15 protein-coding genes are annotated in these 16,953 nt (G+C 31.7%); all 15 read left to right on the forward strand.

Going from position 1 to position 16,953, the window contains the following annotated elements; genetic code table 11:
• Positions 1-5 precede the first annotated feature (5 nt).
• The 15 genes from SYNTR_RS02605 (at position 6) to sigE (ending at position 16,809) form a co-directional block, all read left to right on the forward strand.
• The gene (locus SYNTR_RS02605) at positions 6-1,460 is read left to right on the forward strand and encodes a UDP-N-acetylmuramoyl-L-alanyl-D-glutamate--2,6-diaminopimelate ligase (RefSeq protein ID WP_156203056.1); all 1,455 of its coding nucleotides are present in this window, start codon (positions 6-8) and stop codon (positions 1,458-1,460) included.
• Positions 1,461-1,466: 6 nt separating this feature from the next.
• Positions 1,467-2,864 (forward strand): UDP-N-acetylmuramoyl-tripeptide--D-alanyl-D-alanine ligase, encoded by a 1,398-nt coding sequence (locus SYNTR_RS02610; protein WP_156203057.1) that lies wholly within the window; start codon positions 1,467-1,469, stop codon positions 2,862-2,864.
• Between the two features lie 46 nt (positions 2,865-2,910).
• Positions 2,911-3,885, forward strand: a complete 975-nt coding sequence (gene mraY / locus SYNTR_RS02615; protein ID WP_156203058.1) for a phospho-N-acetylmuramoyl-pentapeptide-transferase — start codon at positions 2,911-2,913, stop codon at positions 3,883-3,885.
• Positions 3,886-3,900: 15 nt separating this feature from the next.
• The gene (gene murD, locus SYNTR_RS02620; protein WP_156203059.1) at positions 3,901-5,286 is read left to right on the forward strand and encodes a UDP-N-acetylmuramoyl-L-alanine--D-glutamate ligase; all 1,386 of its coding nucleotides are present in this window, start codon (positions 3,901-3,903) and stop codon (positions 5,284-5,286) included.
• 87 nt (positions 5,287-5,373) lie between these two features.
• A complete protein-coding gene (spoVE, locus tag SYNTR_RS02625) occupies positions 5,374-6,474 on the forward strand; it encodes a stage V sporulation protein E (protein WP_156203060.1) in 1,101 nt (366 codons plus the stop codon).
• 12 nt (positions 6,475-6,486) lie between these two features.
• Positions 6,487-7,578, forward strand: a complete 1,092-nt coding sequence (murG, locus tag SYNTR_RS02630) for an undecaprenyldiphospho-muramoylpentapeptide beta-N-acetylglucosaminyltransferase (protein WP_156203061.1) — start codon at positions 6,487-6,489, stop codon at positions 7,576-7,578.
• 329 nt (positions 7,579-7,907) lie between these two features.
• Positions 7,908-9,299 (forward strand): UDP-N-acetylmuramate--L-alanine ligase, encoded by a 1,392-nt coding sequence (murC, locus tag SYNTR_RS02635; RefSeq protein ID WP_243140224.1) that lies wholly within the window; start codon positions 7,908-7,910, stop codon positions 9,297-9,299.
• Positions 9,300-9,317: 18 nt separating this feature from the next.
• Positions 9,318-10,583, forward strand: coding sequence for a UDP-N-acetylglucosamine 1-carboxyvinyltransferase (murA, locus tag SYNTR_RS02640; protein ID WP_156203063.1), 1,266 nt, complete (start codon positions 9,318-9,320; stop codon positions 10,581-10,583).
• A gap of 109 nt (positions 10,584-10,692) precedes the next feature.
• A complete protein-coding gene (locus tag SYNTR_RS02645; protein ID WP_156203064.1) occupies positions 10,693-11,478 on the forward strand; it encodes a cell division protein FtsQ/DivIB in 786 nt (261 codons plus the stop codon).
• On the forward strand, positions 11,471-12,193 hold the full coding sequence (locus SYNTR_RS02650) for a DUF881 domain-containing protein (RefSeq protein WP_156203065.1): 723 nt from the start codon (positions 11,471-11,473) through the stop codon (positions 12,191-12,193). Before SYNTR_RS02645 ends, SYNTR_RS02650 begins: the two co-directional genes overlap by 8 nt.
• 4 nt (positions 12,194-12,197) lie before the next feature.
• Complete coding sequence (locus tag SYNTR_RS02655) at positions 12,198-12,533, forward strand: small basic family protein (RefSeq protein ID WP_156203066.1); 336 nt, start codon at positions 12,198-12,200, stop codon at positions 12,531-12,533.
• Between the two features lie 98 nt (positions 12,534-12,631).
• Positions 12,632-13,840, forward strand: a complete 1,209-nt coding sequence (ftsA, locus tag SYNTR_RS02660; RefSeq protein WP_279285962.1) for a cell division protein FtsA — start codon at positions 12,632-12,634, stop codon at positions 13,838-13,840.
• A 20-nt stretch (positions 13,841-13,860) separates the two neighbouring features.
• Positions 13,861-14,925: a cell division protein FtsZ gene (gene ftsZ / locus SYNTR_RS02665; protein WP_156203068.1), complete on the forward strand. Its 1,065-nt coding sequence runs from the start codon at positions 13,861-13,863 to the stop codon at positions 14,923-14,925.
• A gap of 257 nt (positions 14,926-15,182) precedes the next feature.
• Positions 15,183-16,070 carry a sigma-E processing peptidase SpoIIGA gene (spoIIGA, locus tag SYNTR_RS02670; RefSeq protein WP_156203069.1) on the forward strand — a complete coding sequence of 296 codons (888 nt, stop codon included), beginning with the start codon at positions 15,183-15,185 and terminating at the stop codon, positions 16,068-16,070.
• Between the two features lie 13 nt (positions 16,071-16,083).
• A complete protein-coding gene (sigE, locus tag SYNTR_RS02675) occupies positions 16,084-16,809 on the forward strand; it encodes an RNA polymerase sporulation sigma factor SigE (protein WP_156203070.1) in 726 nt (241 codons plus the stop codon).
• The last annotated feature ends 144 nt before the right edge of the window (positions 16,810-16,953 follow it).

Here is a 16,953-nt window from a genome sequence, read left to right on the forward strand (position 1 = left end):
GGGTAATGATATTAAATAGATTATTAAATGGTGTTGACTTAAAAAGCTATAAAGGTAATTTAACAGAAGAAATTGCAGGTATTGCTTATGATTCTAGGAAAGTAAAACCAGGTTACTTATTTATATGTATACCTGGTTTTAAAACTGATGGGCATCTTTATATTGACCAAGCCATAAAAAATGGTGCTTCTGCAATTTTAGCAGAAAAAGAAATTAATGCTCCACAAGACTGTGCGTTTATTATCACAAATAATACTCGCAAATCAATGCCTATAATAGTTTCAAACTATTATCACAAACCTTCGGAACAACTGAAGGTTATAGGGGTTACAGGTACTAATGGAAAAACTACAACCGCACATCTAGTAAAGAATATATTAGAAGAAAGCAATAAAAATGTTGGTATCATTGGTACTCTTAATGCTCAAATAGGTGACATAGAATATAAGTTAAATCATACTACTCCCGAATCATTAGAGTTAGAACAATTTATTAGTTTAACCCGTGATGAAAATGGTGAGTATGTGGTTATGGAGGTTTCTTCCCATGCACTTGATTTAGCAAGAGTAGATCAAATTGATTTTAATGTTGCTATTTATACTAATTTAAGCCAAGATCATTTAGACTATCATGATAATATGGATGAATATAAAGAAGCTAAATTAAAGTTATTTAGGAAAATGAATAAAGAGGGCAAGTATAGCATTATTAATATAGATGATACTTATTCACAGGATTTTATAAACATAGCTAGTAATTGTGTAACTTATGGGGTTAATGAAAAGGCGGACGTAAAAGCAACTGATTTAAATATAGGTCTTGAAGGAAGTAGTTTTACGGTAAATTATCGCAATGAAAGTTTTAAAATAAATATCAAATTAATAGGACTTTTTAGTGTATATAATGCTTTAGCTGCAATTGCGTTTGCGTTAAATGAAGGAATAGATATTAATACAATTAAAAAATCTTTAGAAAAAGTTGAAGGTGTTGCGGGAAGATTTGAAAAAGTTGATTGTGGACAAGATTTTTCAGTAGTTATTGATTATGCACATAGTCCTGATGGTTTAAAAAACATTTTAAAAACTGCAAAAGAAATTGTTGACAATAGAATAATAACAGTGTTTGGGTGTGGAGGAGACAGAGATAGAACTAAGAGGCCATTAATGGGGAAAATTGCTGCTATATATAGTGATTTTTGTATTGTTACATCAGATAATCCAAGGAGTGAAGAACCAAAGGCAATTATTGAAGATATTTTACCAGGTTTAAATGAAGTTGCTAATTCACGCTATGCAGTTATTGTTGATCGAAAAGAAGCTATTAGACATGCTATCAACTTAGGAAAAAAAGGAGATATAATTATTATTGCGGGAAAAGGACACGAAACATATCAAGAAATTAAGGATAAAGTAATTGATTTTGATGATAAAAAAATTGCTGAGAATTTTTTGAAAGGATAAGAGTAAATGAAATTCGGATTACAATTAATTAATGATTCTATAAACCCTAAGTTAATAAGAGGAAATGCTAATTTAGAATATTCTGGGGTATCTACTGATTCACGAAATATTGTATCTCAAACTTTATTTTTTGCATTAGCTGGAGATAAATTTGATGGACATGACTTTGTTAATATAGCATTAGAAAATGGAGCTAATGGTGCTGTAATAAGTAAAAAAATAGATATTTCGACCAAATTTATAGATGATAAAACAATAATTTTAGTAGAGGATACGTTACAAGCATTACAAGATTTAGCAACAGGATATAGAAAAACATTTAGCAATACAAATTTTATTGCTATTACCGGTAGTGTTGGAAAGACAACTACTAAAGAACTACTGGCTGATTTTTTTAATACTGAGTACAGTACTTTAAAAACCAAAGGAAACTTTAATAATGAGATTGGATTGCCTTTAAGTATTTTAGATTTAGAAAGTCATCATAAAGTTGCTGTTTTTGAGTTAGCAATGAGAGCAAAAGGAGAAATAAAAAATCTTTCAGACATATTAAACCCAAATTATGCTATTATTACAAATGTTGAACCAGTTCACTTAGAACCTATGGGTAGTTTTAAAAACATTGCTAGTGCAAAATGCGAATTATTAGAAAATATAGGGTTAGACGGTTATGCTTTAATTAATGGTGATATAGATATATTAGTAAAAACTGCACAAGAATATAAATGTACAAAATATACATTTGGTTATAAGGAAAATAACGATATACAAATTGTAAATGTTGAGACTAATGAAAATGGTTTATATATTAGGTTAAGAATAATAGATTTTATTACTAATTTATTTTTTCCAATACCAACTGAAAAACTAGCATATAATATAGCGGCTTCAACAGGATTAGCTTATCTTTTAGGGGTAGATATTAATAATATAAAAGAAGTTTTATCAAAGTATAAAACTACACATGGAAGGCTACATACAACACAACAAAATGGTGTAACTATAATGGATGATACCTATAATGCAAATCCATTATCCATGATAGCTGCAATAGAAACACTGAAAAATATCGGTGGTAAAAACAGGAGAATTGCTGTATTAGGTGATATGTATGAATTAGGGCACATGGAAAAAACTGGTCACATCAAAGTGGGTGAAGCAGTTGTATCTAATTCAATAGACGAACTTGTAGCTATTGGCAAAAATGCTAAATATATTGCCGAGGGTGCAGCAAGTAATAAAATGAATAATGAAAATATAAATTGTTTTTCAAATAAAGAAGAAGCATTTAATTGGTTAAAAACTAACATTAAAGTAGGCGATTATATATTATTTAAGGCTTCAAGAGGAATGGGATTAGAAACCATAATAAAAGATTTAAAGGATTTTTTAACCAATAAATAATATAAATTTTCAAATATACACTTAGTAAATGTGGAGGTACCTTTTCATGGAGGTCTATATATTAAATTCACTATTAGCTGCTAGTATAGCTTTAATCATATCCATTATATTGGGTCCGATAATGATACCATTTTTAACTAGACTTAAAGTTGGGCAAAATATTAGAGAAGAAGGACCGGAGAGTCATTTCGAAAAAGCAGGAACACCTACAATGGGAGGAATAATAATTTTATCCTCTGTTATGGTAGCTAGTTTTGTTGTTGCACCAACTAATATTCAAGTATTACTAGCATTATTTATTATGTTAGCTTTTGGAGCTATAGGTTTTTGGGATGACTATATTAAAGTTGTACTAAAGAGATCTTTAGGCTTAAGAGCGCGGGAGAAACTTATTCTTCAATTATTGATAGGATTATTATTTGCAATAATACTTATTTTTTATATAGATAGAGGTACTGATATTATTGTACCATTTACAGGTTATAATATTGAATTAGGTTATCTTTATATTCCTTTTGTAATACTTGTTCTCTTGGGTACTTCTAATGCAGTGAACTTAACTGATGGGCTTGATGGATTGGCAGCTGGGACTACAGTATTTGTTAGCATTGCATTTGCACTAGTATGTATAATGACATCTAATTTTGAACTCCTAATATTTGCCGGGGCATTATTTGGTGGATGCCTAGGCTTTTTGGTGTATAATAAACATCCAGCCAAAGTTTTTATGGGAGATACTGGATCAATGGCATTAGGAGGAGCAATAGCAGCAATTGCTGCTATGACTAAAGCGGAACTTTTTCTTGTAATTATTGGTGGAATATATGTTATTGAAGCTTTAAGTGTAATAATACAAGTTGGGTTTTATCAATTAACAGGTAAAAGAGTTTTTTTAATGAGTCCAATTCATCATCATTTTGAATTAAAGGGTTGGCATGAAAAAAAAGTTGTTATTGTTTTCTGGATTATTTCATTTGTCTTTGCTGCAATTGGTATTCTAGGATTTAGAAATATTGGCTAGAGGAAGTGTGAAATATTGAATTTTGATAATAAAAATATATTAGTATTAGGACTTGCTAGAAGCGGTTTAGCTGCTATTTATACATTACATAAAAGGGGAGCTAATATTACAGCTTGTGATATTAGAGATAAAGAACAGTTAACTAATGTTATATCTGAATTAAAATTTTTAAATATTGAAATATTTGTAGGTGGATATCCTGAAATAACCAAAGAGCAATATGATGTTATGGTAGTAAGTCCTGGAGTGCCTTTAGATATAGAACCGGTACAAAATGCTATAAACGAAGGTATAAAAGTTATTGGTGAGGTTGAGCTTGCATACCTCTTAAAATCTCCTGAAGTTCAAATGTATGCTGTAACTGGTACTAATGGAAAAACAACAACAACTGCTTTATTACAAAATATGTTTGAAATAAATGGTGATAACTCAGTAGCAGGTGGTAATATAGGAGTGCCTCTGGTTAAGCTTGTAGATACTTTTGAAAAAGGTATTATTTCTGTTGAAGTATCTAGTTTTCAACTTGAGAGCATAGAACAGTTTCAACCCCATATATGTGGAATTCTTAATATTACTCCCGATCATCTAGATCGTCATAAAACTATGCAAAATTATATAGACGCAAAAGCAAAAATTTTTAAAAACCAAAATTCTTCGAATTATACGATATTAAATTATGAGGATGAAACCGTTAAAGAGTTTAAAAAAATAACTAATGGAAAAGCAGTTTTGTTTTCAACGAACAGAGTTCTAAATGAAGGGGTATTTATTGAAAATGATACTATAATATCTAACTTATTTAATAAATATATAGAAATATGTAATGTAGATGATGTTAAATTACTTGGAAAACATAATTTAGAGAATGCTTTGTGTGCTGTAGCAATGGGATTAGTTGCAGGTTTAAATAAAGAAGTTATACATAAGGCATTGACCACGTTTGATGGAGTAAGTCATAGACTAGAAAAAGTAGCTATAGATAATGATGTTTTATACATTAATGACTCAAAAGCAACTAATCCGGAGTCTACTATTAAGGCTATAGAGTCATTTAAACAACCTGTAATTTTAATTGCAGGAGGAAGAGCTAAAGGAGCTGACTTTTCTGGGTTAGCAGAATTAGTTGCTAACAAAGTAAAGTGTTTAGTGTTAATAGGAGAAGCTAAAGATTCACTAAAAAGAGCAGTAATTGATATTGGATTTACGAATATATATGAAACAGATGATTTTTATGATGCAGTAGAAATCTCAAAAAATCAAGCAGACAAAGGAGATGTAGTATTGTTATCACCTGCTTGTGCAAGTTGGGATATGTTTAAAAGTTATGAAGAGCGTGGAAACTTGTTTTGTCAAATAGTAAATAAACTTATTAATGATAAAAAATTAGATAAATCTATTTAGCAAATTACGACAACAATTAAACTCTGTTGAAGTGTTAAATACTAATTTTATACAAAACATTTCTCTACTTTGAGGAGGAATCACTGAGTGAGGGTAAAAAAAGGACCACCCGATTTTATTCTTTTTATGACTACTCTTTTATTAATAGGAATAGGTCTTATAATGGTTTTTAGTTCTAGTGCAGTTACTGCTAGTATACGATATGATGATGCCTATTTCTTTTTTAAAAGACAGCTTGCTTGGGCAACTGTTGGCGTTATAGCAATGATTGTAATAATGAAAATTAATTATATGAGATTAAAAGATTTTGCTATTCCATTAATGATTATTTCTGTTGTTTGCCTTATATTAGTAATTACACCTGTTGGTATTGAATCAAAAGGAGCTAGTAGATGGTTGGGAGTAGGACCATTTAGCTTTACACCTTCAGAATTGGCAAAGTTAGGAATGGTTATGTTTTTAGCAAAAAGTCTTACAATGAACTTAGACAATATGCAGTCTTTTAAAATTGGTGTTTTACCATATCTTGTTGTTTTAGCTGGGGTATGTGGTCTCATTATGGCTCAACCCGATTTGGGAACATCAGTAGCCATCGCTGGAACAACCTTTTTTATGCTTATGATTGCTGGAGCAAAATTTTCCCACCTTAGTTTACTTGCTGCTTCAGGCTTAGCTGCGGTTGGTGCTGCAATTGCGGTTGCGCCTTATAGAATGGAAAGAATTATTGCATTTGTAGACCCATGGAAATATGCTAGTGATGAAGGTTTTCAAACAGTTCAATCATTGTATGCCCTTGGTTCAGGAGGGTTATTTGGTATGGGTCTAGGGATGAGTAGACAAAAGTTTTTTTACCTACCTGAGCAGCACACCGATTTTATTTATGCTATTCTTGGAGAAGAATTAGGTTTTATAGGAGCAGCACTAATTATAGCACTATTTTTACTATTTGCTTGGAGAGGATTTAAAATAGCGATTAATGCTCCTGATAACTTCGGCAGTTTGCTTGCTGGAGGTATTACCATTATGATAACTTTACAAGCTGCTATTAACATAGGTGTTGTATCTGGGTTTTTACCTGTTACTGGAATTACCTTACCCTTTTTAAGTTATGGAGGAACATCATTGTTGTTTACCATGATAGGGGTAGGTCTTATTTTAAATGTATCACGTTATAGTACATATAGGTGAGGTGTATTAAAAATGAGGTTAATAATTACTGGAGGAGGTACGGGGGGTCATATATATCCTGCAATTGCAATTGCAAATGAGATAAAAGAGAGGATTCCTACAGCTGAAATATTATTTGTAGGTACAGAACAGGGCTTAGAAAATAAAATTATTCCGGAAGCAGGATATGACTTAAAAACTATTAATATAACTGGCATTGATAGAACATCCTTAATGAAGGCTGGAAAATCATTACTAAAGGTTCCTGTTAGTTTTTGGCAGGCAAAAAAAATCATAAATAAATTTAAACCGGAAATTGTAATTGGTACTGGCGGTTATGTATCTTATCCAGTTGTATTAGCCGGTACTTTTTTTGCTAATAAAACAGTTATACATGAACAAAATGCTATACCTGGATTAGCTAATCGGAACCTTGCTTCACGAGTTGATTATACTCTGCTTACCTTTGAGGAGGCAGCTAGTTATTTAAAGGCCAAACAGTTGATTGTAACTGGATTACCGGTACGCAAAGAAATATTAAAAGCTGATATTCATAAAGCTCGTAAAAAATTAGATTTAGCTAATAAATTCACTTTATTAGCTTTTGGTGGAAGTCGTGGTGCTATGTCTATTAACCAGTCAATGTTATATATAAATGAAAAGTATAAAAACGAAAACATGCAAATTTTGTGGATAACTGGTGAGGAAAATTATGATACAGTCATAAATAACTTGAAGCAAACTATGGATACAAAAAATACTATTTCAAAAATTGATATAAGGCCTTATATGCATAATATAGAAGACGCATTTGCTGCATCTGATTTAGTTGTATGTCGTGCGGGAGCAAGTACTTTGAGCGAATTAGCTGTTATAGGATTACCAGCTATATTAGTTCCATATCCATATGCAGCAGAAAACCATCAAGAAAAAAATGCTCGGGCATTAGTAGAAAAAAATGCTGCAGAAATGGTTATTGATGAGTTTTTAGATGGGGATACTCTATATAAAAAGATAGAAGAAATTAGAAATAATAAGAATAAACTAGAACAAATGAAGAAAAATATTTTAACAGAAGCAAAACCTAATGCATTAAAAGAAATTGTAGATATTATCTTAAAATGATAATATTGATTCTGCTGCAAAAAGTAACTACAAAAAACATAAGGCTGAGCAAACATGTTTATCTAAGTCCTTAAGTAGCAAGGCGTGGTGAATGATCACGGCTAAGTAAAATAAAAAAATAAACTTAGATAATAAGTGCTAAGCTAAAATGGAGGTAAAGACCGATGAGCGTGATAAACATGTCTGCTCAGCTGAATTCCATAGTCTAAGTTTAGCTTTTTTTAAAGCTAAAGTAAGACAAGCCTTATTGAAATGTAACCACTTTTATTAATTTTGCATACTATAAATGTATTAAAACAGAATTTATTATGTTAGAAGGTGATGAGGGAGTGACAACTAAAACATGGCAATTGATTCATATGGTTGGAATTGCTGGAGCTGGAATGTGTGGAATAGCCAAGGTCTTATCTGAACAAGGAATAAAAGTCAGTGGTTCAGATTTACAGTGTAATGATACAACTGAAAAATTAAAAGAATTAGGTATAAAAACCTATAAAGGACACGATTCATCAAATGTTAAACAGGAAGTAGATATGCTAGTTATTTCTACGGCAATCCCTCATGACAATCCAGAAGTTAAAAAAGCAGTTGATAGAAACATACCTGTATTAAAAAGAGGGGAGATGTTAGCTAATATAGTTAACCAATATAAAGGAATAGCTGTTGCTGGGGCTCATGGCAAAACAACAACTACCTCTATGATGTCTATGGTTTGTTCTGAAGCTAAAATTGATCCAAGTTTTATTATAGGTGGAGAAATACAAGGTAGTAATGTAAATGCTAGATTAGGTGAAGGTGATTATTTCATAGTAGAAGCAGATGAGAGTGATGCTTCCTTTTTAGATTTAAATCCTCATATTGCAATAGTAACAAATATTGAAGATGATCACTTAGATTATTATAAATCTTTTGACAAATTATTAGATGCATTTAAACAATTTTTAGATAGGGTAAACCCAAATGGTTTTGCTTTATTATTCGGCGATGATCCACATTTAAACTATTTAAAAGATAAAATTACTCCACAAACTATTATTTATGGTGAGAATGAAGATTACGATTATTATTTAAAAAACTGGAGAATTGTAGGTCCTGGTTCAAAGTTTGAAGTGTTTAATAAAAAAACTTACTTAGGTACTTTGCAATTGTCTATACCTGGAAAGCACAATGCTTTAAATGCTCTAGCAGTTACTGCGGTAGCAAATGAGTTAGGTATATCCTTTGAACACATACAAAGTGCATTAATTAAATTTAAAGGTGCTAAAAGAAGATTTGAGATAATTGGAGTTGCTCAAAATATAACAATTGTTGATGATTATGCTCATCATCCAACAGAGATAGCAGTTACAATAAAAGCAGCTAAAGAATTTCATAATGGCAGAGTTGTTGTAGTTTTTCAACCCCACAGATATTCACGAACCAACTTGTTAGGAGAGGAGTTAGGTGAAGCATTTTTTAATGCAGATTTGGCAATTATTAGCGATGTGTACTCAGCTGGAGAAGAACCTATACCAGATGTTAATGGAGAAGTAGTTTGGAGATCAGCAGTTAAGGCTGGTTACAACGCACTGTATATCCCTAAAGTTAATGATATAGAGACATATTTACTCAAATATTTACAACCCAATGATTTAGTTATTACCATGGGTGCTGGAGATATATGGGGCTTAGGGATAAAACTATTAGAGAAATTAGAAGGTCTAAGTGTCCTTCGTTCATAATCCAGCGGGGGTGTTAAATTGGAACAATTTAATATTTGGGGAGGTACACCATTAAAAGGTCAGATTAGAATTAGTGGTTCTAAAAATTCAACTTTGCCTATAATGGCTGCAAGCATTATGTCTTCAGAAGAAGTGATAATAAAAAATGTTCCTGATCTTGAAGATGTAAGGGTTATGGCTTTAGCTTTACAGGAGTTAGGAGCTAAAGTTACTAAAGAAAAAGATGTCCTTATAATTAATAGCAAAAATATAAATTCATCAGAATTACCTGAAAAAATATCTAGAAAAATGCGAGCATCTAACTTGGTTATGGGGGCGCTATTAGGACGACTTAAGAATGCACAAGTAGCATATCCTGGAGGATGTGCTATTGGCTCAAGGCCCATGGATCTACATGTAAAAGGTTTTGAGAAGCTAGGGTATGTTATTACTGAAGAGTATGGTTATATGAAAGGAAAAGCCCAAGATATTAAAGGAAATGAAATAATGTTAGATTTTCCTAGTGTGGGTGCTACTGAAAATATAATGATGGCAGCTGCTTTGACACCAGGAACAACCATAATAAGGAATGCAGCACGAGAACCTGAAGTAGTAGATTTACAAAACTTTTTAAATAGAATGGGTGCTAATATAAAAGGAGCAGGGTTAGATGCTATAAGGATAAAAGGTGTGGAAAGACTAGGTAGGGTTGAGCATACTGTTATTCCGGATAGAATTGAAGCAGGTACCTTTATGATAGCATCGGCTATAACAAGTGGAGATGTGTGGCTTGAAAATGTAGTTGTAGAACATATTCATCCAGTAATCTCTAAGCTAAGTGAAATAGGAGTAATGGTATCAGTAGCTAATGGTGGCTTAAGAATAGTAGGTAATCGCAAAAGATATAAACCATCAGATATAAAAACAATGCCTTATCCTGGGTTTCCAACAGATATGCAGCCACAATTTATGTCATTTCTCTCAACAATAAATGGCACAAGTTTAGTAGTAGAAACTATTTTTGAAAATCGATTTATGCATGTTCAAGAGTTGTGCAGAATGGGTGCAGATATAAAGATTGAAGGTAGGGTAGCAATAATAAAAGGTAGTGATAAATTAGAGGGTGCACGTGTTGAAGCTTCTGATTTAAGAGCTGGAGCTGCTTTAGTTCTAGCAGGGTTATCTGCTATAGATGAAACAGTCGTTACTGGAATAGAGCATATTAATAGAGGTTATGAAAACATACTAGAAAAATTAACAACACTAGGTGCCAAAATAACAAGTACTCAAAAGGTTGATGGTTAACATCAGCCTTTTTTTATTTTTGCTGTAAATTAATTGTAATGATTTTGTTACATATATCTGTTATAATCTTTACAGTAAGTGCAATAAATAGGGGATAGGGTGAATTTTCATGAAAAGCTCTTTGCGTTTAGTCTTTAGCTTTTCTATTATGTTTTTTATTGTTTTAGTATCTGTCTATCTTTTTCTACATAGTTCTTTTTTCAAAGTTGATAAAATTTACGTTAGTGGAGATGAAACAGTTCCCCCTGAAGAAGTTATTTCTTTGTCAAGTTTAGAGAAAGGTATAAATATTTTTAGGGTTAATAAAGAGCTAACTTCCAGATCAGTCGAAATACATCCAATGATAAAAAAAGCTAATATAAATAGAAGAATTCCTAGGAGTATTGAAATTGATATCCATGAAAGAAAAGTATGGGCTGTTGTTCCCGCCAATGGAAACTTATTATTTATAGATAATGAAGGAGTATTATTAGATAGAGCCTCAAGTGCTAAAATAAATAACTATCTCATTATTACAATGGATAAAGTACCTGAACGTATAACCTTAGGACAAGTTGTTAATAAAGACGTTGTTAGAATGATATCTCCATTAATAGAACAGTTGAGTTCGGATGAAAAAAGACATATATCCCAATTTCATTATCATAATAAGGAAGATTCATTAACAATTTTTACTTTGAATGGTACAGAAATTAGATTTGGGGATAAAGAAAGGTTTGAAGAAAAAGTAAAATTTTTTAATAATATTTTATTATTTGAACAGCAGCTAAATGAAGAGGGTAGAGATGTATTAAAATATGTAGATTTAAGGTTTAAAGGACAACCTATAGTTAGTACTTTACTAGGATCATCCACTAGTACAACCCAAATGCCAGAGGTGAATATTTATGAATAGTAAAAGTGCACAAATTTCTATAGCTATTGTTTGTTTAGTATTAGGTATAATGTTAGCTATTCAATTTAGAGCTACAGAGGAAAATCCTAATAATATAAGAACTGCTAGAACAGGGGACATAACGTTAAAGTTAGTTACATTAACTGAAGAAAGGGATGTACTAGCTCAAGAAGTTGTGTCTTTAAGAGAAAAGTTAAATAATGTAAGAGAACATGATCAAGCTATGGCTGATTTACAAAGTGAACTACAGGTAGCTAGCATGTATGCGGGACTAATAGCTGTTGAAGGACCAGGTGTAATTGTTACCTTAGACGATAGTGATAGGGAACTTTATCCTGGAGAAGATCCAAATAATTTATTAGTTCACGATGAAGATATTCTAAAAGTTATAAATGAACTTAAGGCTTCAGGTGCAGAAGCTATTGCAGTAAATGATGAACGTGTAACTTCTATGTCTGAAATACGATGTGCAGGTACAACCATTCTTGTTAACTGGACTAAAATTGCACCACCTTTTGAAATTAAAGCTGTTGGTGAACCCGATATGCTAGAAAGTGGACTTGCTATGCGAGGTGGAATCTTAGAATCTCTTAAAATATATGGAATTGAAACGGATATAGAAAAACATGAGAGATTAGAGATACCTGCTTATGCAGGTAGTATGAGATTTAATTATGCACAACCTCTACAATCTAATGAAAAGGCGGCGAATTAAGCAAATGTGGTTATTAGTACTTTTTTGTTTAATATTAGGTATTTTTATTGGTTTTCAACTACCTTTATTTTTACCAGATTTTTATGCAAAATATATGTCAATTGCTGTCCTTGCTGCATTAGATTCGGTTTTTGGAGGTATTAGAGCTTATATAGAAGAAACATTTGATAATACAGTATTTATTACTGGTTTTATTACAAATACTCTTTTAGCAGCTGCTATAGCATATTTAGGAGACCGTCTAGGGGTTGAATTGTACTTAGCAGCAGTGATTGTATTTGGTGTAAGGATATTCCAAAATTTAGGGATAATACGTCGATATCTAATTAAAAAATACTAAATATTTTAAAGATATAAAAAAGGTATATAAATACGTTTGTGGTATTTTAAAGTAGTATATTTTTTAAGGGGTGCGTTGATATTAACAGGCGAAATATTATTGTTAGTTTAGATGTAGGTACTAGTTCGATTAAAGCTACCCTTGGTGAAGTTGGTCAAGCAAAAGATGTTAGCATATTAGGGATTTCACAAGTGCCTTCATTAGGTCTAAGAAAAGGTAATATAGTTGATATAGAAAGCACCGCTAAATCTATTGATACATGTCTAAATGATTTAGAAAGACTGACAGGTACACCTATTGATAAAGCAATAATAGGGTTTTCAGGTGCAAGTGTTTATGCACTAAATAATCATGCAGTAGTTGCTGTTGGCAATCCAACTTATGAAATAACAAAAGATGATAAAGAAAGAGTGCTTCAATCAGCTCGAAATATGGCATTGCCACCAGATAAAACAATTGTACAAACCATAGAAAGGCAGTATATAGTTGATGGTTATGATGGAGTAAAAGATCCAGTCGGAATGGTAGGGAGTAGGTTAGAAGTTGAAGTAGTTATAATAATTGCAACTACTGCTGCTATACAAAACCTACAAAGAAGTATCAATAGAATTAATTTAGATATTGATAACTTAGTATATACTCCCTTATTAACAGCAGAATCTGTACTTACACCTACAGAAAAAGAAATGGGTGTTGTGATTGTAGATATTGGTGGAGGAACTACAAATGTAACTGTTTTTGAGCAAGGAAGTATGTCAACAACTACCGTTTTGCCTGTTGGTGGTGAGTTTGTAACAAAAGATATTGCAATAATTCTTAGAACATCAATTGAAGAAGCCAATAGGGTGAAAGAACGCTATGGTGTAGCCTCTACTGAATTGGCCAAAACAGATGTACTTATAGATATACATAATTTACAAGGTAGTGATGTTAAACAAGTTAATCAGTATATGGTTGCAGAAATTATTTATGCTAGAATTGAAGAATTAGCACAATTAATTTATGAAGAACTTCAAGTAGCAGGGGTTATAGATAAACTTCCTGGTGGAATAGTCTTATCTGGTGGAGGAGCCCAACTAACAGGTATAGTAGAAGTTTTAGAAGAACTTCTTGAGTTGCCAGTACGGTTAGGTATTCCCGAAAATATTAGAGGAGTTCCTACTGATTTTAATAAACCACAGAATGCTGTAGTGCTAGGAGCATTAAATTATAAAGTTAACCAATTAGGTTCAGAAGTAGAGTTGAATTATAGCCAGGAGAGTTTACTTGATAAAATTATTTACTGGTTTAAAGATCTATTTAGATAGCAAGCTAAGGAGGTATTTAAATGCCATTAGACTTTGATGTAGAAATGCAACAGTTCGCTGATATTAAAGTTGTTGGAGTAGGTGGTGGGGGCAGTAATGCCGTTAATAGAATGATAGAAGCAGGTTTAAAAGGTGTGGAATTTATTGCTATTAATACTGATTCACAGGCATTATTCCTATCAAAAGCAGAGAAAAAAATACAAGTTGGTGAGAAACTAACTAAAGGTTTGGGAGCAGGGGCTGATCCTGACGTTGGAAAAAATGCAGCAGAAGAAAGTATAGAAGAAATTAAAAAATCAATACAAGGTGCAGATATGGTATTTGTTACTGCTGGTATGGGTGGAGGAACTGGAACTGGTGGAGCTCCAGTTATTGCAAGTATTGCTAGAGAATTAGGGGCTTTAACAGTTGGTGTTGTAACTAAGCCATTTACGTTTGAGGGGAGGAAGAGAAACCTTCAAGCTGAAAAAGGTACACAAGAACTACGTACAGAAGTTGATAGTTTAATTACTATACCAAATGACAGATTATTACAAGTAGTCGATAAACATACAGCATTCAATGATGCATTTAGAATAGCAGATGATATACTGCGACAAGGTGTTCAAGGAATATCAGATCTTATAGCTATACCAGGGGTTATAAATTGTGATTTTGCAGATGTACAAACAGTAATGCAAAGTACTGGCTCAGCATTAATGGGTATAGGAAAAGCCAATGGAGAAAATAGAGCAGCAGAAGCTGCAAGGATGGCTATATCTAGCCCTCTTCTAGAAACATCTATAGAAGGAGCACAAGGAGTTCTATTTAACATAAGTGGTGGTAATGATCTGACTTTATTTGAGATTAATGAAGCTGCAGAAATAATACATCAAGCCGCAGATATAGAAGCTAATATTATATTTGGAGCTAATATAGATGAAAACTTAAATGATGAAGTTAGAGTAACGGTAATAGCCACTGGGTTTAATTCGGAAAATGATAAACAACATGATCTTCCAACTAAAAGTAAAGGCTTAGATTCTCCTCCAAGCTTTGTAGATAAAAGTGATTTAGAAATACCTCCATTTCTAAGAAGAAAATAAAACATAGTATTCACAAGAAAAACTGGGTATAAATACCCAGTTTTTTTTTGTGAATATTATTCACGAAGTACGTCTGTTTTTTAATTTTTATGCTTAAATTACGTTTTTTACGCAGAATCATCATTTAAATAAATGTTTTTTTTATACTTTTAAAGACAAATTATAAGTTCTGGTTTTGGTATAATTTGGAATACATAAGAAGTATTTATTATCATAAAGATTAAGTGGCGGTATTTGCCTAAGTTTTTGAGAGTTTGGTGATAATTTTGCCGGATCAAAAAATATATGCTGACCTTACATTTATAATAAACTTTGTTATGGATTTTTGTATACTATGGGCAACTGCTAAACTGGCTGGAATAAAAATTGTATATAAACGACTTATTATAGCTTCCATAATTGGGGGATTATATGCAGTTGGATATCTTTTACCGGATATGAGCCAGTGGTATACACTACCTTTAAAAATAATATTCTCATGCTTGTTAATCATTCTGGCACTGTGGCCTAAAGGTTGGGAAGAGTTTAAAAAAGCATTCCTGTATTTTTATGCAATAAATTTTACAGTAGCTGGAGCAACTATAGGTATATCTTATCTTTTTCATACTAACACGCAAGCAGCAACATACTCCTATTTATGGCTATTAGGTGGAATTTTATGTGCTATTACAATAGGCATAGCTGGAGAAAAGTATTTTGTGAAAAAAGTTATTCCTAACTTATTACGTTTTAATGTAAAGCTTAAATTTGGTGATCTAATATGTAATGGTGAGGGTTTTCTAGATACAGGTAATGGTTTGCGGGATCCAATAACTAACAAACCAGTTGTAGTTGCTGAATACAGATTAATAAAGGGGTGTCTTCCTGATGATTTTATTAACGTTTTAGAAAAGTCAAATAATGAAACTGATATGTTAGAAGCTTTGGCTGATACATCATGGGCTAGTAGAATAAGACTAATTCCTTTTACCTCTATTGGGAAAAAACATGGTCTTTTAGTTGGTGTTAGGGCTGATGAAATATTAGTTGAAACTGGTGATATGGATTTAGTTCATAAAAATGTAGTAGTTGGTATCTATAAAGATATTTTATGTGCTGAAGGGCAATATCAAATGTTAATACCTTCTGAAATAGTACAAAACTAAAGGGGGATTCATTATGAATCTGTTGGAAAAATTGTCTAGTTGGAAACTGATTTTATTAAAATTTTATGTGAAAAAAAAGCATCCCAATTTAATCCATTACATTGGATCTACAGAAGTTTTACCACCCCCTCTTAAAGAAGATGAAGAAACAAGTTTAATATCAAAACTTGAAAAAGGAAATTCAGATGTAAAAGCAACATTAATTGAACATAACCTTAGATTGGTAGTATATATTTCTAAAAAATTTGAGAATACGGGTATAAATATAGAAGATTTAGTTTCTATTGGAACTATTGGACTAATAAAAGCTGTTAATACTTTTCAACCTCAAAAAAATATAAAACTAGCTACTTATGCATCACGTTGTATTGAAAATGAAATACTAATGTATCTTAGAAGAAATTTAAAAAATAGAGGAGAAGTATCGCTAGATGAGCCATTAAATGTTGATTGGGATGGAAATGAATTGTTACTATCTGATGTATTAGGTACTGAAGGGGATATGATTTATAAAAAAATTGAAGGAGAAGTAGAAAAAAGTTTACTTTGGAAAGCAATGCATAAACTAAATCCTCGTGAAAAAACAATTATACAACTTAGATTTGGTTTAAATACTGAGGGAATAGAAAAAACTCAAAAAGAAGTTGCAGATATTTTAGGTATTTCTCAATCTTATATATCTAGGCTTGAAAAGCGTATATTAAAGCGCTTACAACGTGAAATTCGAAAAATAGAATAGCTTTATTAAAATTAATAAAACTTAAATTTATTAATTCTTTGGCTGCGCGGATTAGATAAGGATTTTTTTGTAGCAAATATCTATTGACCTCATTTCGAGGTCTTTTTTTATTTGTATTTAAAATTACATTGGATAGTCGAATAA

It is taken from the genome of Candidatus Syntrophocurvum alkaliphilum (genome assembly GCF_009734445.1).
Lineage (GTDB): Bacteria > Bacillota > Syntrophomonadia > Syntrophomonadales > Syntrophomonadaceae > Syntrophocurvum > Syntrophocurvum alkaliphilum.